The sequence below is a fragment of the Paenibacillus sp. alder61 genome, assembly GCF_020179875.1.
Lineage (GTDB): Bacteria > Bacillota > Bacilli > Paenibacillales > Paenibacillaceae > Fontibacillus > Fontibacillus faecis.
In genome coordinates this window covers 13215-32286 of record NZ_JAIUDG010000040.1, presented here as the reverse complement: position 1 = coordinate 32286, position 19072 = coordinate 13215, and the positions used below count along the sequence as shown (strand labels likewise).

Genomic DNA, 19072 nt, shown 5'->3' with positions numbered 1-19072 from the left:
CGCCTTTCCCAAGTCCCCCATGCGAGAAACTTGATTATCCGGTATTAGCTAACGTTTCCGCTAGTTATCCCGGTCTTACGGGCAGGTTGCCTACGTGTTACTCACCCGTCCGCCGCTAAGTCAACCAAGAGCAAGCTCCCGATTAACTCCGCTCGACTTGCATGTATTAGGCACGCCGCCAGCGTTCGTCCTGAGCCAGGATCAAACTCTCCAATAAAGTGTTTGACTTGCTCATTTAAAAAACTGACGAGAAATTCTCATTTAGTACTCACTCGTTGTTCAGTTTTCAAAGATCAACTTCGTTCATTTCGTTATCGCCTCATCAGCGGCAACTTTTATAGTATAGCAAGCATTTACTTGAAAAGCAAGAACTATTTTTTGTCATGTTTCGTCTTAATGTCTTGCTCTTGTCGTTTTATGCTGTCGCTTGCGGCGACATTTATTAATATACCAGACATGGCGCTCAATTACAAATTGTAAAACCTGTGTAAGTTGCATCAAATATCCAACCATATGGATCAGCGGCGTATTTATGCCGCGTGGTGCGAGGTTAGATTTTTTCCCTATATATAAATAAGAAAGAAACCCGCTAAAGCGAAGAACGCTCCAAGCGGGTTTTTTAGACCGTTTAACCTTGGCTTCCGAAGAACACATAGCGGGCAATGATGAGAACAGCCAGGATCCACATCATCCAGTGAACTTTATATTTCGTTTTACCGCGCAGGTTCGCGATGGAAGCCAACACAACGTAGAACACGATGCCGAACGAAATCCCGTTGGCAATGTTATAGCTGAACGGCATCATCGTAATCGTCAGAAACGCCGGAATGGCGACCACCATGTCCTGGAAGTCGATTTCACGGATCGACTGAACCATCAGGACGCCGACGATAATCAGCGCAGCCGCGGTGGCCGAACCCGGAATCAGAGCGGCGATCGGCGCGAGGAACAGAGCGAGCAGGAAGCACACCCCGGTCGTTACCGCGGTCAGACCGGTACGTCCGCCTTCCGCAACCCCGGCCGCACTTTCAACATAAGCCGTCGTCGTGGACGTCCCCAGCATCGCACCGCCGGTAACGGCTACCGCGTCGACGAGCATCGCTTTACCGACACGTTTTTTGCCTTCTTCCGGATTCTTCATGATCCCCGCACGAGTTGCCGTACCGACCAAAGTTCCGAAAGTATCGAACAGTTCCACGAACGTAAACGTAGCTATTGCGGAGACAATCCCCGTATGCAGAATGCCGTCCCAGTCAAACTTCATGAAATTGATCTGGGAAAAATCAGGAATCCACTTGGCTTCGCTGGTCGCCACGGAGTTAAAATCAACGGCTCCCATCAAGATGGCTATGACCGTCGTGCCCAAAATCCCGAACAAAATCGCACCGCGTACCTGGAGTACCATCAATATCCCGATCAAGAGCAGGCCGATAAGCGCAAGTTGAACATTGGTGTTTTCCAGGCTGCCCAAGTGGATTACCGTTTCAAAAGACAAGACATCGGTAAATTTGTGAGCCGGGATATCGTTGCCGGCTTCGACGCCGATCGTCATCAGTCCGCTATTTTTCAGACCGATAATCGTAATGAACAAACCGATCCCTACCGTAATCGCATGCTTCAAAGCATCCGGAATCGCCTCCAGCAGCATTTGCCGGACGTGAGTGATCGTAAGCAGGATGAAAATCAAACCGGAGATGAATACGGCCGTCAAGCCCATCTCCCAAGTAAAGGGATGATCCGTCGTGGCCGAGGAAAGCACTACAGAGGCAAAGTAAGCGTTCAGACCCATACCTGGTGCGAGAGCTACTGGGAAGTTAATAAAGAGACCCATTGCGATCGTAAAAATGCCAGCCGCAAGAGCTGTCGCCAGAAAAACAGAATACCAGCCCATGTCGATTTGGCCGAATGCCGTAAGCGTGTTGGGGTTGACCGTCAGGATGTAAGCCATGGCCATAAAGGTTGTAAGGCCGGCCATAATCTCCGTACGAACCGTCGTACCATTCTGTTTCAGCTTAAAAAACCGATCCATGATTCAAAAACTCCTCCTTATTATGAGTCGGAAACGACAAAAAGCCCGGGGCCAATTCTTATCCCCGGGTACCGTGACAGCATAGAAGAAGCATGTGACGGGAGTGCAGATCGCAACAGCCGCGCTTCATGGCTGTAACGAAACCGCTATACCTCTCCCGCCGATGAATATCGGCGCTTCTTCTTTTCGTAGCCAGATCATTTACGGTGACCTCGTAGAGACTTCCGGGCCCATTCCCGGAATTATACGAAAAGCATGGATGAAGTTTGTCGAAATTTCCGAACAAGTCCTGATTTCAAGACTTATCACACGACTTATTCTAGGCCTCAACCCGAAGATTGTCAATAAAAAAGCGAATATTAAATCAATAACAACCATTTATTGTTCGCTTTTGTGATAAATTTGAAGATTTTTGCTGTTTTCATACGCTTAGTGTTTCCGAATTGCAGAGGCCCTATCACGAACCGACGCAAAAAAAAGAGCCCTCCCTTAAGCAAAGCAAGTTTGCCGTCAGGATGCTCTTTTATTAGCTTATGTGCCTGCCTATTCCCACTCGATCGTCGCCGGCGGCTTCGAGGTAATGTCGTAAACGACGCGGTTCACGTTGTCGACTTCATTGACGATCCGCACGGAGATTTTCTCCAGCACGTCCCACGGAATGCGCGCCCAGTCGGCGGTCATGCCGTCGATGGACGTAACGGCACGGATGCCGACGGTATAAGAGTACGTACGCGCATCTCCCATGACGCCCACGCTCTTCATGTTAGGCAGCGCGGTGAAGTATTGCCAGATTTCACGATCGAGCCCCGCCTTGGCGATTTCCTCGCGCAAAATATAGTCCGAATCACGAACGATCTTCAGCTTCTCTTCCGTCACTTCGCCAAGAACCCGAATCGCCAACCCCGGTCCAGGGAACGGTTGTCTCCATACGATTTCCTTCGGCAGACCGCATTCCTCGCCCACCTTGCGAACCTCATCTTTGAACAGCGTATTCAGCGGTTCGATCAGTTCGAATTTCATGTTCTCCGGCAAGCCGCCCACGTTATGGTGAGACTTGATCGTCTGCGCCGTGGCCGTTCCGCTCTCAACGATATCCGTATAAAGCGTTCCTTGCGCCAAATATTTAAAGTCGTCGAATCGGCCGGATTCTTCCTCAAATACATAGATGAATTCATTGCCGATGATTTTCCGCTTCTGCTCCGGATCGTCAACTCCCGCCAGTTTGGACAGGAAACGCTCGCGGGCGTCGATTTTGACGACTTTCATGTCGAATTTGCCGACAAAGGTTTCCATAACGCTCTCGGCTTCGCCTTTGCGGAGTAAGCCATGATCAATGAACATACAGGTCAGTTGGTCGCCGATCGCTTTGTGGATCAACATGGCCACGACGGACGAATCGACCCCGCCGCTCAAGGCGCATAAAACCTTTTGATCGCCGACCTGCTCGCGGATTTCGCGAACCTTGTCCTCAATAAACGTCTCCATGCTCCAATTGCCGGCACAACCGCAGATCTCATAGATGAAGTTTTTGATCATCTCGTTGCCGTGCACCGAGTGGCGCACTTCCGGATGGAATTGAACCCCGTACATTTTCCGCGCTTCATTGGCAAAGCCGGCGATCGGCGCATGGTCGGTGGAGGCGTCCACCACGAATCCTTCCGGCAGCTCCACCACGTGATCGCCATGACTCATCCATACCGTCTGTTTCGCGTCAAGGCCTTTCGTCAACGCCGAATTCTCGGCAAAATTAACGTCGGCTTTCCCGTACTCTCGTTTAGCGGCCCGTTCCACTTTACCACCCAACTGCTGCGCCATCAGCTGCATGCCGTAACAAATCCCCAAAATCGGCACGCCGACGTCGTAAACCGCCGGGTCGATGTGCGGGGCATCCTCCGCGTAAACGCTGGAAGGGCCGCCCGAAAACACAATGCCTTTTGGCGCAAGCTCTCGAATCCGCTCGACCGGCGTGTTGAACGGCAGCAGTTCGCTATATACTCCCAAATCCCGGATCCGTCGGGCTATCAGTTGATTGTACTGTCCCCCGAAATCGAGAACCACAATCATTTCATTTGGCTTATTCATTACCGAGCCTCCCTCAATTAATGAAACTAATTATACGAAACGACAAAAGAGGTCGTCAAGGCGCATACTACGGCATATTCAGCGCTCCGGAAACGCCAGCCCCCGGCATAATTTGAGGAAATCCCGGCTCCGGGTTCGATCAAACCCGCTCCCCCCGTAGTAAAGGTGTTCCCAATCCCGGAGAAAGCGGCCTAACTGTCCGGCCCGATCGCCAAGCAGAGGCGAAATGCGTTCCACATATTCCCGGCCTGTCATCGCCGCGGTTTTTTCGCCATAAGAAAGACTCAGCTCTCTCCATACCACATCGGCGGCTCGCAACAGCTCATCTTTACCGGGGAAACGACGGCGGCGCCTTAACAAGTACAACCGGAGCAGAAAACCGCTCCGACGGATCCAGGTTTTTCTGTGAATGACCCCCATTGAAATTAGAAAAATCAATGCCAACAGGACGGAAGTTACCGGCAGCAGATGCGTACGTACCCAACTCCAGCCGACAAAAAGCACGGCGCTCCCCTTCTTCACCAGCATTCCCGTAAAAGCGAGCACTTTATCCCAATCCAAAGGTCCTCCCGTAAGGGCTGCATCTCCGTCGGTCAAAGGCGTCATGTCGGCCGCCACGGCCGGTTCAAAACCCGGAGTCGGATCAAACGGAATCCAGCCTGCTCCCGGAAAATAAACCTCCACCCAAGAGTGGGCATCCGCATAACTGACCTGATAGCGCTGCTCGTCATCCGAAACGGGGGTGCCGGGGGCAAAGCCTTTGACCCATCTGGCCGGGATACCGCCGCTGCGAAGAAGCACGGTCATAGCCGTCGAAAAGTGATCGCAATAGCCCATTTTTTGCTCGAACAAAAAATAGTCGACGAAATCCGCGCCTTCCGGCGGAGTCTTGGTGTCCAAGCTGTAAGCATACTGTTCCTCCAAATACGAGGAAACCGCCTGTACCGCGTCGTATCGGTTCGCCTGACGGGAGGTAAGCTCCCTACCGAGCCGCTTTACCCGTTCGGGCAACGTCTGCGGCAGCTGCAACTCCCGGGCGGAAATCGCCTCGGGATCCGCTCCTGCGGCGAGGCGCAGCCGTTCCGGCGAGGCGGAAGGCACGACGGCCGTAAGCTCGTAGCCGTAAAGTTTCTGCCCGGAAGCGCCGGGCTCCGCGTAAACGGCATCGGCGTAAGGATCAAAGCGGGTGTTCGCCCGGCCGGATCCCCCGGGACGCTCCGAAAAAAGGCGCTCCACGGCCAGCGGCAGCCCGCCGCTAAAGAGCGGGCTCGTTCCGTTCACTTGACCTTTGAAAACGACCGTTTGCCGGATGGTTTGGTTCGAAGGAACGCCCCTCCGCTCCTTGGCCAGCTCCTCGTTCACCTGGGCCAAGCTCGGGCTCCACTTGTCTGAAGCGCGGGAACCGGACGCGTGTGCCGACCACCCCCGGCCGGTGTAGACGCTTTTACTTTCTCCGCGCCAGTACGTCTGTTGAGGGGAGATGGCCGTAAAAAAAGTCTCATGCCGCAGCCGCAGCGGCACACCGAGCCTCGTGTCATCCTTACTGTAGCCGGACAGGGCGTAATCGTCCGGCCTGCTGCCGGTCAGACGGGCGCCGCTCCACTCCTCCCAGGTGTGAATGACCTGGCTCCAGGAAATGGGGCGGACCGGTTGAACCGGAAGCAGGAGGCTCAACCCCAGAGCCCCAAGCACGCAGAACGCGGTGATGGTGGTCCCTGTCAGCAAGCCGCTGCCGCCTTCGGAGGAGCCGCCGGGTACCCTGGCCACCTCACTACCATAGGTCAGCGCCCCCTCATCCCCACCGCTGGGACCAAGGCGGAGATGACAGCGAAACAACAGGGCCTGCAGGGCCAGTCCCCACCCGGCGGACCGGACGAGGCCATGATAAACCTGAACGCTGCCGGTCATTTCCAGCAGCAGCAAATAAATAAGCGTGGCCAGAAAAAACAGCAGGATGCTCTGTTTGCTGAGCGCCAGCATTTGCACGGACACCACCAGCAGAGTCCAGCCGATCAACAGAAGCAGAAAACGGGTTTCCCCGCTGATGCCGTAAAGCCGGCCGGTCTCGAAAATCTCCGTCACGTCGGCGGACAGCAGCCGGGCGTATCCGGCAAACCAGGATGCCCCTTCCTCAAGCCCGTATAAAAAGAACATCGAACTGCCGATCATCAGAGGCGGAACCAAAACGAAAAAATACGATGGCAGCCGGAGGCAGCCCGCCGCCAGCAGCACGCCGGTCAGGACGAGAAAGAGGCCGATGGTCCGGCCCGAGTCGCCCGCCATAAAAACGCGCAGCGGATAAAGCCACTCTCCGAACAGGCCGAAGAGGAGCGCGGATATTAGCAAGGGCTGCCAGACCGCTACGAACCGCCGCCTCCGGCTTGGAGCGGGAACAGCGGCGGATACGACGGGCCCCGCGGCGGATGCCGGAATCGGCGAACCGCCGCCCTGCAGCTTAGGCGATGACATGGCTGGCCCCTCCTTCCGCCAAACCGGGCAGACCGCCGCGATAACGGCTCAGATCGATAAGCCGCAGGCCCTTTTCGCGCAATCGAGCCGCTTGTCGGGCGGCTTCGGGATCCCGGTCCCGCAGGTCGGCGCACCAAATCTCCAGGGCCGCCCCCCGCTCGGTCAGAAGCAGCGCCGCCTCCGTCAGTTCCGCCGTCAGCGAACCGGTGATGAATGTCATGGAGCGGCTTCTGGCAAGGGACCAGGCCCTTTGCAGCAGGTCCGGGCCGGACAGGCTCGAAACGAGAGCCGCGCCGGCGAGTTGATCGAGCCCTTCCTTTAGCCCATGGCGGCCGGATAGGCTTTTCCAGGCGACGCGTCCTTCCCGCGCCGCAGCGTCGCCCTGGCGGAAATCGACCTCGTCGGAGCGGGCAAGCTCCCGTTCCAGCCAGGCGGCCGCCGCGCTGACGGCAAGCTCAAACCCGTCCGCGTCCGCGCCGCCGGCAGGATACGCCTCAAGGGACGTATCCAGAAGCAGGCAGCGGGAAGGGGTCACCGGTTCCTCGGGCACGCGCGTCAATAAAGCCCCCTTTTTGGCGGAGCTCTTCCAGTGGACATGCCGAAGCGGATCCCCCGGCGCATAGCTGCGCAAGCGTCCCAGATCGGACCCGGACGGCAGCTCCGGAGCCCGCCCGCTTCCCGCACCTTCCGCGTCGGGATCGAACAGTCCCGGTCCGCCGGATAGCGCCGTCAGGGGAGCGGGATGCACGATCAATACATCGTCCGCGTCCGCCCGGAAGGTACGCTTGAACCACCCGAAGGAATCTCCCCAGGTAATCCGCATCCCCTCCGCTCGGTAGACGCCGCGTTTTACCGGCTTCAAATCATAAGTCCCGGTCCATTCCTTTCGCCAACCGCCAAATACGAGCTTGCCTCCCGGCAGTTCCTCTCCTGGCGGTTCCGCCCCCTCGCCGGAGTGCCGCCATTCGTCGTCCGCTCGAATCCATAAGGGAGGAGAGCCCCCATCGAGCGAGACGCGCACGGTTACCTCAACAGGCTCACCCGCTCTGGGATGCCGCGGATGATAGCTTCTCACCACATGAACCTGCCTGGGACCCAGCCATTGGGCGGCCGCTCCCTGCAGCGCGACCAGCAGGATCAGCAATAACAGGAACAGCAGGGAAGTCCCTCCCCTCCATCCGTAAAAAGCCCCCAGGAAACCGGCGGTCAAAGCCATCAAAATCCAGATGCCGAACCCTTTGTTCATAGGCCGCCTCCCGAGGCCTTGTGAAATACCGGAATATTTCCGTGATTCAACAAGTCGCCCACCACTTGCTCAGGGCTAACCCCGGCGAGCGAGCTTTCCGGCTTCAACATCAGGCGATGGGACAAGACGGCTCTCGCCACGCGTTTGACATCGTCGGGAATGACAAAGGATCGGCCCTGAAAGTAAGCCATCGCTTGGGAGGCGCCCATCCAGGCAAGCGTTCCTCTGGGGCTGATGCCGAGCGACAGCTGGGGATGCCGTCTGGATGCATCCGCCACCAGCACCAAATACTTTTTGATCCGCTCGTCTACCAGCACGGTCCCGACCTGCCGCTGCATGACCCGTATTTCCTCGGGCAAAAGAATCGGCTTGATCTCGGCCGGCGGCTCCTGCATGCGGCTCAGCATTTCCATCTCCTGTTCCGGCTCGGGGTATCCCAGGGACAAGCGCATCAAAAAACGATCCAGCTGCGCTTCGGGCAGCCGGTATGTCCCCTCGTATTCCAGCGGATTTTGCGTCGCCAGCAGCAGGAACGGCTGAGGCAAGGCGCGCGTCACTCCGTCCACGGTGACCTTCCGCTCTTCCATGGCTTCCAGCAGGGCGGACTGTGTCCGAGGTGCGGCCCGGTTGATTTCATCCGCCAATACGATATGGGCGTGAACGGGTCCGGGACGGAATTCAAACTGGCCGGTATGCGGCAAATAGACGGACACCCCCGTCACATCGCCGGGCAGCAGGTCGGAGGTGAATTGAATCCGCCCGAAAGTCCCTCCCACGCAGGCAGCCAGCGTTCGGACCAGCTTCGTTTTGCCGACCCCGGGTACATCCTCCAGTAAAATATGCCCGCCCTGCAGCATCGACACGACGGCGAGCACGATTTCTTCTCTTTTTCCGATAATATTCCGTTCTACGCGTTGAACCAATTTATCCAAAAGTTCACGGGCCTGATTGTGATCCATAGCGATCCCTCCATCTCCAACAAATCTATCAACCAGTTTTCCCAAAAACTAGTTGTCATAGACATGTCGCAGCGGAAGAAAACGCACGCTACATGGCCTTGACCCGTACGGCCGTTTCTCTCTTCGAGACCGAAGCTACCGGATGACCCGTCAAATCCAGGAGCTGTCTCAGGGACACCCACAAAGCCCCGTTCTTCCGACTAAACCGGGTCTCATAGATTAGAGGCTTTCCGTCAACGCCGGCCCGTGTCAAAGTTTCCGTTTCGGCATTCACGTTTACGCTCACATCCCCCCAGCGGATGATGGCGGACCGGGTCTTCTCGTTCCAACGGACCTCGGCGCCCAATCGTTCCATCGTGGCCCTCAGCGGGACGATATACTGACCTTCCCTAAGTTCGTATTCCCCCGGGTCCAGCCGGATTCCCACGCCGCCAGCCTCCACCAGCAGCGGCCGACCGGGCGCGAAGAGTTCGGCATTCGACATCACATGCGTCTCGATCCAGCTTCGGGAGGGCGCGGATTTCTTTCGCGTTTTGGAGGAATCCGCCAAGGTAAACTGCACCGGTTCCTGCTCCGGGGATAGGGTCCGGAAGGTATAACCGTGCTTTTTATAAAAACGGATAATGTCCGGCAGCGCCTTGACGGACGCCTCGTGCCCGGTGCCGTCATGCAGAAGGACGATCATTTCCTGCCGAAGCTTCGCGGATTTGATGTTGGCCAGGATTTCCGACGCGGGCACGTTTCTTCGTTTGGAATCCCCGCTGTCGACGTTCCAGTCGAACACCTTGTAACCGCCGAGTTTCAGCAGGTCGAAATACGTCCCGTCAAAATGGCCGTATGTCCCGCCGGGAGCGCGGACCATCGCCGTCCGTTCCCCCGTGATCTCCCTCAGAATTTCCTCCGTCCGTTTGATTTGCTCCCAAAACCTCGGAAAACTTTCATAAAGCTCGTCGTACTCATGATTATAAGTATGATTGCCAAGGGAATGGCCGGCTTCCGCGATGCGTCGTATCACTTCCGGGGAACGCTCCGCCCGCTCGCCAAGCACGAAAAAAGTCGCCGTCACCCGTTCTTCCGCCAAAATGCGCAGCACCTCGTCCGTCAGCTTGCTCGGGCCGTCGTCAAAGGTGAGGTAGACCACCTTATCTTTTTTGCCGCTCGTCAGCCCTGCTTTAAGGGGTGAGGTCTTCTTGCCCATACCGGCTGCCCATCCGTTCCCGGCTTTCAAGGCTCCGTCATGTACTTGGGCCCGGTCGGACATCGGCTTCGACGCAGTTTCCCCTATTCGGTCCTCGGGAATTGTCCGCGGTACTTGCTCCGCGGCAGCAGCCAAGGGCTGCTTTACGGAACCGGCCGCCAGGCCCGCCTCCTTCTCCCCGAACGTCCAAATGGCCGCGGTAAGCAGAACCGTCGCCAACACCGCCGCCCGAATGGTTTTGAACCGCGTGCTCCACATTTTTCTCATATATTTCGACCTCCACCGTTTATATCAATCCTCAGGCTTTCTGGTAGATTGTATGAAGGTAGAGAAGAAAATAGACTTCTTCAATTTCGGGAAAAACGGGTCGATATATATAAACAAAGGACCGCCCTCTCCTGCCGAAACCCGGCAGCGGACGATCCTTTGTTTAGCGCAAAGCTCTAACGGCTTCGACGACTTGGTCCGCATGGCCTTTGACCCGGACTCCCCGCCATTCCTTGACCAGACGGCCTTCCTCATCAATCAGAAAGGTGGAACGCACAATGCCTTCGTACTCACGGCCGTACAGCTTTTTGAGCTGCCACACGCCGAACAACCGGCAAACTTCGTGATCTTCGTCCGACAGTAAAGGAAACGGCAGCTGTTGTTTCTCCCTGAAACGGTCATGCGATTTAACCGGATCGCCGCTTATGCCGAGGACCACCGCGCCAAGCTGCCGAAGCTCGCCGCTCCGGTCGCGAAAATCGCAGGCTTCTTGCGTGCAGGCGGGCGTCATATTTTTCGGATAAAAGTAAATGACCACCTTGCTGCCGCGCAATGAGCTTAAAGTTATATTTTCACCTCCGCTGGCCGGGAGTGTGAAATCGGGGACAGGTTGTCCCGGTTGTAGCAGATTTTCCATCACCGTTTTGCTCCTATCTCGTCTAAAAAGTGGTTAAATATGATAAATTGATTGTAAATATAAAAGAAATTATAATGTAATGATATGAAGACATCCATAATTCAAGCGAATTTATCCGTTTTACGCTGAAAGGAACGAACAAAATGACAAAACGCACAAAACGGGCGATCCTTTGGTCTGGGGCCGGGGTTTTGATCGCTGTCGCCGCCTTCGTGGCTTACTATTTTATCGCGATCTACAACCAGGTCGACAATTTTCAGAAAACCGGCGAAGAATCCCCTTTTTATAATGTGAAGCCTACCGAAACCAAAGTCCCCGAACCTCCCAAATGGGAAGGCACGGAGCGCGTGAATATTCTGCTGATGGGCGTGGATGCCCGCGGTTTGAAAAAGGGCGAGATCCCTCGCTCCGATACGATGCTGGTCGCCTCCCTTGATCCCGTTGCGAAGAAAATCCATCTGTTCTCCATCATGCGCGATACGTATACGAAAATTCCCGAACACGGTTCCGACCGCATTAATACCGCAATTACGCATGGGCCGAATACGGCGATGAAAGCCGTGTCCGATCTGCTCGGCATTCCGATTCAATATTATGTGTACACCGACTTCCGGGGATTCATCGAACTGGTCGATGCGGTCGGCGGGGTTGATTTTTACGTCGAAAAAGATATGAAATACACCAGTAAAGCGGATAAACATGAATTCGATATCGATCTCAAAAAGGGGCAGCAGCATCTGGACGGCAAAACCGCCCTGCAATACGTCCGCTTCCGGCATGACGCCATGTCCGATTTCACGCGGACGGAGCGGCAGCGCAACTTCCTCAAGGCTGTCGCGGATAAATTGAAGTCGACGACCTCGATCATGAAACTGCCAACCATCCTGGAAAAGGTGAATCCCTACATCGATACGAACCTATCGGTGGAGGATATGTGGAAGCTCGCGACCGTCGGCTACGACAGCCAAATGGGTTCCAGCGAGCAGATTCCGCCGATGGAGCTGCTGGTGGAGAAGAAGGTCGGAGGTTCGGATGTGCTTGATGTACGAAGCGAGGACGAACTGAAGGAATACGTGCAAAACGTATTCACCAAAACGGAAGAGCCGGAGACAACGACGAACGGAACGTCAACGACCGGGGAATCGAAAGAGTCGGACAGCGGTACCGGCGGAACGGGAAGCTCTGGCACTAGCTCGGGGACTAGCTCTGACACTAGCTCCGGCTCTGGCTCGGGGACCACTTCCTCCGGGCCATAAGGGCCGGAAGGCCGGTAACCGTCCGACGGTCTCGATCCGGCAGGAAGCCGGCGGGCCCCTTAAGGCGTCCGCCATCCGAACCCAACTGTGAAAGGAAGTTATTTGGAATGAACCGAAAACAATCCGAGCTTCTGTACGAAGAAGCTCTAAAGCACATTGTCGGCGGCGTCAACAGCCCCTCCCGCTCTTTCAAGGCGGTTGGCGGCGGGGCGCCCGTCTTTATGAAAAAAGCCGAAGGCGCCTACTTCTGGGACGTGGACGGCAACCGCTACGTCGACTACTTGGCCGCCTACGGCCCGATCATTACCGGCCATGCGCATCCGCATGTGACAAAAGCGATCCAGGAAGCGGCCGCGAACGGAACGCTTTACGGCACGCCGACCGAGCTGGAAATCCGGCTCGCTGCCATGCTGAAAGAAGCCATCCCGTCGATGGATAAAGTCCGGTTCGTCAACTCCGGTACCGAGGCCGTGATGACGACGATCCGGGTGGCGCGGGCCTATACGAAGCGCAATAAAATCATCAAATTCGCCGGCTGTTACCACGGCCATTCCGACCTTGTGCTGGTCGCCGCCGGCTCGGGCCCGTCCACCCTGGGCATTCCGGACAGCGCGGGAATTCCGACGAGCATCGCCCACGAGGTGATCACCGTGCCGTTTAACGATGCTTCGGCGCTGAAGGAGGCGCTCGACCGGTGGGGCGACGACGTCGCCGCCGTCATGGTGGAGCCGATCGTCGGCAATTTCGGCATGGTCATGCCGCAGGACGGCTTCCTTGAGGAGCTGTGCCGGCTGGCCCGGGAGTACGGTGCGCTCGTCATTTACGACGAGGTGATCACCGCCTTCCGGTTCCATTACGGCTCCGCCCAAACGTACGCCGGCCTGAAGCATCATGACCGGATCAAGCCGGATCTGACCGCGCTCGGCAAAATCATCGGCGGCGGTCTGCCGATCGGCGCGTACGGCGGCAGCAAGGAAATCATGGAGCAGGTGGCACCGCTGGGCCCGGCCTACCAGGCCGGCACCATGGCGGGCAACCCGGCCTCGATTTCCGCCGGCATCGCCTGCCTGGAGGTGCTGCAGGGCGGCGGGATCTACGAGGAGATGGACCGGCTCGCCCTGAAGCTGACGGACGGCCTGGCCGACTCGGCCCGCCGTCACGGGGTGCCCTTGACGATCAATCGGATTCGCGGCTCGTTCTCGACGCACTTCTGCGATCATCCGGTCACCAATTACGCGGAAGCCCAGGATACCGACAGCGAAGCGTTCGCCGCCTTCTTCCGCGCCATGCTGAACCGCGGCGTCAATTTGGCCCCGTCCAAATACGAAGCCTGGTTCCTGACGACCGCCCATACGGAAGCGGACATCGACTTCACGTTGGAAGCGGCGGAAGCGGCGTTTAAGGAAATAGCCCGATAATTGAAGAAGGCTGCCTTGGTGAGAACCGGCAGCCTTCTTTTCATATGTGATTAGGGCTTATAAGATTGCAGGTAGGAAGCAACGGCCTGGACCGTTTGCTGCATTTCCGAAAAATTCAAACCGCCTTCCGGTGACACTCGACTTATTTTCACTAAAATATTGTCGTATGAAATCATACATTCATCATAATTGTGCAGAAAGTCATGTTCGTTGTAAGTATTCGTCTGTTTGGTGGGCCAAAAGATCATATCTTTGCCAAGCGAAGCATTTAAATAAATCAAATCGATGACCGTGATGACCTGATTTCCGTCTTGGTAATAGATCCTCTCCTGCGTTTCCGTATTCGACTGTTCCCCGTCCAGCGTTAAAATCGATTTTTTTCCCAATGAAAACTCTTTATCAATGGCCACTAAATTAATATCATCCGTCTTTTCAATCAGCTTAGACGATGGCAGTTCCAATTGCGCCGCCATATTTCTGAACAACGCCCGATACTGCTCATATGAAATCATAGTATGGTCAACTTCGTTCATAACGGTGTTGGGAGATGATTTGGAACAACCAACAAGCATTAACAAACCAAAAATAAGCACAATGGCTAATTGTCCTTTAGCATTTAGTTTCCGATATTCAAGAGTGGTACCATTTTCATTTACAGCCCCTCCCACAACCTTGATAGCATAGAATTCCTGCAAATCTGCATGTTTTTTTCTTGTTCGAAACCAAAATTTAGAAATACCTGCAAATCTGCAGGAATTTTCGGCAAAACCGGCTCGTTTTTCTAAAATCGCTAGAAATGCCTGCAGATTTGCATCTTTTTTCGCATTCCCTCGATAATCGGTCAATAAAACCTGCAGATTTGCATCTTTTGCGCGTAGGATGGGCGCTTGACTGTGGCTTCTATATAGGTTCAACTATTGATTTACATATTAGACAGCGGTGTAAAGGGTTTCTTTTCACACTCTTGACCTGCAACTAATGGTTTGGTTCGAATTAGCGGGAATTCTTCCCGTTAATTGGATACATATGCGGCTGCAGAGACGAATTAGCTGGAAAACCTCCCGTTAATTCGCCTGAAATAGTGTATATCAGCAATAGGGCCACAAAATAGATGGAGCTTTTCCAGCTAAATTTGATCCAAAAGCCAAAGGCGGGATATTAACAGGAATTTCTCCCGTTAATGGGTGTAGACTCCGATGGTGGGACCTTATGTCTACGAATGTGGGTGTTGGTAACGTGTATCCGAAACCCTATCATATCCTTGCCCAACGCCAATTCTTTAGTTCAAACTATATAACGAAAAATATATTACCTTCACCCCTAGTTTATTCCATATTCTTCTATACGTAAATAGAAACTGGTATTAGGAAGTTTCGAGCCGTGCTACTAACACTGAACCGACAACCGAACCGAATGATGCCCTTGATCACGCCCGCCAGCATTGTGATCGGCGTGCTTCGCGGCGGCTTGCGCATCAACGGCGGCATGCGCAACATCAGCGCCGGCGCTGTACTCGCCGTCACTTATTTCCCTGCTCCGGTTGCCGTTCCGGTCGTGCTCGGGATGGTGTTCCAACAGATGATGGCCTCCCTCGTCGGCCTTGTGTTGGGGCGGCAAGCCCGCGCACGGCAGCGGCGGACGGACACGGCGTCGGCGGCGTAATCCACGACGACGGCGGGCGGATTTTGCTCTACCGCTGTTCTTCATTAGCGCATTTACGTATAATAGAATGATATACCAGAATAATGTCCCGGCCATGAGGCCGATAAGGCAGCAAAATATATCTTAGTCAAAGGATGGGAGTACCTTGAATCAATCCGCAACCAAGTCCCTTAAACGCAGCATTCCGCCATTTCGGGCCGATCAGGTAGGCAGCCTGCTTCGGACCGAGGCGATTAAAAAAGCCCGCGAACAGCGCGCAGCCGGCAGTCTGTCGGCCGAGCAGTTAAAGGAAATCGAAGATCAGGAAATCCGCCGCATGGTGGACAAGCAAAAGGAAATCGGGCTTCAAGCCGTGACGGACGGCGAATTCCGCCGTTCTTGGTGGCATTTCGATTTTCTTGAGAATCTCGATGGTGTGGAAGGTTATGAACCGGAAAGCGGCATCCAGTTTCATGGGGTGCAGACGAAAGCCCACAGCGTGAAGGTTACCGGCAAGCTGGATTTCAGCGACCACCCGATGCTGGAACACTTCAAATTTCTGCAGGGGCTTGCCGGCTCGCATACGGCGAAAATGACGATTCCAAGCCCCAGTATGCTCTACTACCGCGGCAAAATCGAAACACCGCTTTACGAGGATAAAGAAGTCTTTTTCCGGGATTTGACCCTGGCTTATCAAAAAGCGATCCGCGCTTTCTACGATGTGGGCTGCCGCTACCTGCAGCTGGACGATACGTCCTGGGCTTCCTTCTTCTCGGAGGAATCCAGAGAAAAGCTCCGTGCGGAAGGCAAAGATCCGGAAGCCATGCTTGAACTGTCGGCCAAAATCATCAATGAATCGATCGGAGCCCGCCCGGCGGACATGGCGATCACCATGCACATTTGCCGCGGCAACTTCCGCTCCACCTGGACCGCTTCCGGCGGATACGACGCGGCGGCGGAAGCGATTTTCGGCGGCTTGAATCTGGACGGGCTGTTCCTGGAATTCGACGATGAACGCTCCGGCGGCTTTGAACCGCTTCGTTATGTAAACAGACCTGATCTGCAGGTCGTGCTCGGCTTGATTACGTCCAAGTTCGGAGAGCTCGAGAACCCGGATACGATCAAACGGCGCATCGAGGAAGCTGCCCGTTACGTTAGCCTCGACCAGCTGTGTCTGAGTCCGCAGTGCGGCTTTGCGTCCACCGAGGAAGGCAACCTGGTCGCCGAAGAGCAGCAGTGGGCCAAACTGCGCCACGTGGTGGAAATCGCCGCGGATGTGTGGAAGTAACCAAACCAAGGTCATACCATAGTCAAAAGCCGTCCCGGTCTTCGGGACGGCTTTTTCCGTTTCGCTCGCTTACTGCTGCGGCGCCTTGTCAAAGAAATTCTCCTGCACATATTTGGCCGCTGTGTCCAGCTGTTTCTTGGAGTCGGTGCCCTTCTTCGAGAACGATTCCTGCACGACGTTGGACATGGTCGCGTAGTAATCCTGCGTGCCGAACTGGGCCTCCGGCTTGCCTTCCAGCAGGCTGAACAGCTGCGGATCGTATTTGTACACATTGTCGTATTTGTCGTAAATCGCCTTCACTTTGGCGGCGTATTCCGAGTCTTCACTGAAGTACTCAAGCGGCGTCGGAATATAGTACTTGCCTTCGTCCTTACGGGCTTTGATCGTGTCCTCCACGGATTTCAACGCGTCATCGGTAAAATAGTCGAACGTAATATAGCGGAACGCCATCTCCTGTTCGTCTTTGGTCGCGTTCGGATTGATAACGAGATAGTTGCCGCCCAATATGCCGTAATGCTTGCCGCCTTTTTCGGCCGCAGGCATCGGATAGGCGATGACGTCCTCCGGCTTCATACCCCCTTCGTTCAGCGCCGCCTGAATCACATCGAACGCCCCGGCGATCACCATCGCCGTCCGGCCTTGTTTAAAGGAGCTGATCGCATCTCCCCAGCCGAGCGCCCAGTCCTGCGGAATCGCGTTGGCCTCCCATCTCAGCTTCTTGTAGAAATCCAAAGCTTTGACACCGGCTTCGGAGTTGAATACCGCCGTCAGCTTGCCGCCTTCGCTGGTTTGGATGTCGCCGCCGGCTTCAAACAGAAAGTTCGTCCAGTTCCAGCCCGCTTCGTTTCCTTTTCCCATCGGCGCGATGCCGGAGATGCCCTTTTTCGGATCCGCCGTGCCCTTGGCCACATTGTACATATCATCCCAGGTCCAGTCGAACGCCGGCATCGGCACGCCCTTGTCATCCAGCAGCTTCTTGTTGATCACTGTCGAAGTCACGTATCCGTTTTGCGTGATGCCGTATACTTTATCGTCCACCATGAATTGATTTTGCAGCACGGGATTCATTTCGTCCTTGTACTCCCAATTGTTCCACAGGTCCGTGATATCGGCCACCCATCCCCGTTCCACGAGCAACTGAGCTTCCGTCGCCCAGGTATTGTAAAACGTCGGCGCTTCGTTGGAGGCCATCTTCGCTCCGATTTCGTTCACGTCGTAATCCCAATCGTCCTTCACGATCGTCACGTTCGGATATTTCGCCTGGAAGCGGGCGATTTTATCATCTTCCTGCTTGCGCAGCGTCGTTTCATCCGGCAGCGGATAATGGATCTTCAGCGTGACCTTGCGCTGCGTGATGTCTCCCGCTTCGCCTCCCGCCCCGGCGTTCCCTCCGCTGTCGCCGCTCGTATTCCCCGCGGTGCCTTTCGCGCCCTCCCCGCTATTCTTGGGGGCGCCCCCGCAAGCAGACAGCAAGGAACCGAACAGTACAAGACACATCAATAATACAGAAAACTTACGCATTGAAACTCCCCTTTTCGTGTATGGTTTGTCGAGTGTTCGCAAAGCCGTTCTCCTCTCTCGATCGCGAAGATGCCAGTAACCTGACTTTTCGAACTCGCAGTTGAAATGACATCTTCATCTTAAAAGAGAACTTGCCGGCATACGATGTGCGATCGTATTCCTATCGTGTGCAGGCCTACGATTTTTGAAAGCGTTATCCCTTGACGGCGGACAAACTGACGCTGCGCATGATGAACTTCTGGAACACCAGAAAGACGAAAATCGGCGGGATCATCGCCATGAACAGAATCGTAAATTTCACGTTGGTGTCGAGGCTCCGCGCACTGACCACGTATTTGTAAATCGCCGTAGCCAGCGTGTACTTGTCTTCCGTCTGCATGACCAGCGAAGGCCAGAACCAATCGTTCCATGCGGTGGAAAAGATAAATATCGCAAGGGTGGCGAAGATCGGCACCGACAGCGGCACCGCGATGCGGATAAAACCGGTCCACTCCGAAGCCCCGTCGATCCGGGCCGCTTCGAAAATTTCCGGATGGATGCCGTCGAAGAAGTTTTTGATCAGCAGGAAATAGTAGGCGCTGGCCCCCGCCGGAAGCCAGAAAGCCCAGTACGTGTTCAACAGGCCGAGCTCCTTCAGATTGACGAAGTTCGGAATCATATAGCTGGATGCCGGAATAAACAGCGTCATCAGAATGAAGAAGTAAATCGCCCGGCTGAAAGGGACACGAATCCGGGAAATGCTGAAGGCGGCTAGCCCCAGCACGAGGATGATCATCACCAGGCTTCCGGCAAAAACGAGCATCGTGTTCTTCAGATAGGTCGGCAAATCTATAAACGTCCAGCCTTTGGCGAAGTTCTCCCAATGCCATTCCTGCGGGAAGAAGCGCGGCGGAAACGAGTTGACCTCCGGATTGCTCTTGAGACCGTTAAACAGCGTCATGGCAATCGGGTACAGCATGGTCACCGCCATGACCGCGATGCACAGCACCATCAAGCCGTAGATCGCCTTATTGAACGGCTTCCGCAGATCGGAAGGCGACAAAATCCCTCTTTCTTTCATG

General features: G+C 55.1%; 13 protein-coding genes, 1 rRNA gene, 1 pseudogene and 1 riboswitch. Of the genes and pseudogenes, 4 read left to right on the top strand and 11 right to left on the bottom strand.

Translation table 11 applies throughout. From position 1 onward, the window contains the following. The 8 genes from LBW89_RS27000 to bcp all read right to left on the bottom strand — a co-directional run. Nucleotides 1-217: ribosomal RNA gene (locus LBW89_RS27000) — 16S ribosomal RNA — on the bottom strand; the annotation flags it as partial. Between the two features lie 411 nt (nucleotides 218-628). After that, nucleotides 629-2029: an NCS2 family permease gene (locus LBW89_RS26995; RefSeq protein WP_148455834.1), complete on the bottom strand. Its 1401-nt coding sequence runs from the start codon at nucleotides 2027-2029 to the stop codon at nucleotides 629-631. Between the two features lie 169 nt (nucleotides 2030-2198). Further along, nucleotides 2199-2299: riboswitch (purine riboswitch) on the bottom strand. Nucleotides 2300-2572: 273 nt separating this feature from the next. Further along, a complete protein-coding gene (gene guaA / locus LBW89_RS26990) occupies nucleotides 2573-4111 on the bottom strand; it encodes a glutamine-hydrolyzing GMP synthase (protein WP_148455832.1) in 1539 nt (512 codons plus the stop codon). Nucleotides 4112-4189: 78 nt separating this feature from the next. Continuing rightward, complete coding sequence (locus tag LBW89_RS26985) at nucleotides 4190-6580, bottom strand: transglutaminase-like domain-containing protein (protein ID WP_225040904.1); 2391 nt, start codon at nucleotides 6578-6580, stop codon at nucleotides 4190-4192. Continuing rightward, complete coding sequence (locus LBW89_RS26980) at nucleotides 6567-7826, bottom strand: DUF58 domain-containing protein (protein WP_225040903.1); 1260 nt, start codon at nucleotides 7824-7826, stop codon at nucleotides 6567-6569. Before LBW89_RS26980 ends, LBW89_RS26985 begins: the two co-directional genes overlap by 14 nt. After that, nucleotides 7823-8785, bottom strand: coding sequence for an AAA family ATPase (locus tag LBW89_RS26975; protein WP_225040902.1), 963 nt, complete (start codon nucleotides 8783-8785; stop codon nucleotides 7823-7825). Before LBW89_RS26975 ends, LBW89_RS26980 begins: the two co-directional genes overlap by 4 nt. Before the next feature lie 88 nt (nucleotides 8786-8873). Continuing rightward, nucleotides 8874-10250 carry a polysaccharide deacetylase gene (locus tag LBW89_RS26970; RefSeq protein WP_225040901.1) on the bottom strand — a complete coding sequence of 459 codons (1377 nt, stop codon included), beginning with the start codon at nucleotides 10248-10250 and terminating at the stop codon, nucleotides 8874-8876. A 163-nt stretch (nucleotides 10251-10413) separates the two neighbouring features. After that, nucleotides 10414-10887: a thioredoxin-dependent thiol peroxidase gene (gene bcp, locus LBW89_RS26965; RefSeq protein WP_213509353.1), complete on the bottom strand. Its 474-nt coding sequence runs from the start codon at nucleotides 10885-10887 to the stop codon at nucleotides 10414-10416. A gap of 143 nt (nucleotides 10888-11030) precedes the next feature. Between bcp and LBW89_RS26960 the strand changes: the two genes are divergently transcribed. After that, nucleotides 11031-12143 (top strand): LCP family protein, encoded by a 1113-nt coding sequence (locus LBW89_RS26960; RefSeq protein ID WP_225040900.1) that lies wholly within the window; start codon nucleotides 11031-11033, stop codon nucleotides 12141-12143. A 107-nt stretch (nucleotides 12144-12250) separates the two neighbouring features. Next, a complete protein-coding gene (locus LBW89_RS26955; RefSeq protein WP_225040899.1) occupies nucleotides 12251-13561 on the top strand; it encodes a glutamate-1-semialdehyde 2,1-aminomutase in 1311 nt (436 codons plus the stop codon). Nucleotides 13562-13611: 50 nt separating this feature from the next. On the opposite strand, the gene LBW89_RS26950 is transcribed toward LBW89_RS26955, so the two are convergent. Next, nucleotides 13612-14406, bottom strand: a complete 795-nt coding sequence (locus tag LBW89_RS26950) for a hypothetical protein (protein WP_148455820.1) — start codon at nucleotides 14404-14406, stop codon at nucleotides 13612-13614. A 622-nt stretch (nucleotides 14407-15028) separates the two neighbouring features. Between LBW89_RS26950 and LBW89_RS26945 the strand changes: the two are divergent. Together LBW89_RS26945 and LBW89_RS26940 are read left to right on the top strand one after the other, a co-directional pair. After that, nucleotides 15029-15223: pseudogene (locus LBW89_RS26945) on the top strand (bile acid:sodium symporter family protein); the annotation flags it as partial. A 145-nt stretch (nucleotides 15224-15368) separates the two neighbouring features. Then, nucleotides 15369-16490: a 5-methyltetrahydropteroyltriglutamate--homocysteine S-methyltransferase gene (locus LBW89_RS26940; RefSeq protein ID WP_148455818.1), complete on the top strand. Its 1122-nt coding sequence runs from the start codon at nucleotides 15369-15371 to the stop codon at nucleotides 16488-16490. 69 nt (nucleotides 16491-16559) lie between these two features. On the opposite strand, the gene LBW89_RS26935 is transcribed toward LBW89_RS26940, so the two are convergent. Then, the gene (locus LBW89_RS26935; protein ID WP_148455816.1) at nucleotides 16560-18011 is read right to left on the bottom strand and encodes an ABC transporter substrate-binding protein; all 1452 of its coding nucleotides are present in this window, start codon (nucleotides 18009-18011) and stop codon (nucleotides 16560-16562) included. A gap of 193 nt (nucleotides 18012-18204) precedes the next feature. Then, nucleotides 18205-19071 carry a carbohydrate ABC transporter permease gene (locus tag LBW89_RS26930; RefSeq protein WP_148455814.1) on the bottom strand — a complete coding sequence of 289 codons (867 nt, stop codon included), beginning with the start codon at nucleotides 19069-19071 and terminating at the stop codon, nucleotides 18205-18207. Nucleotide 19072: the final 1 nt, after the last annotated feature.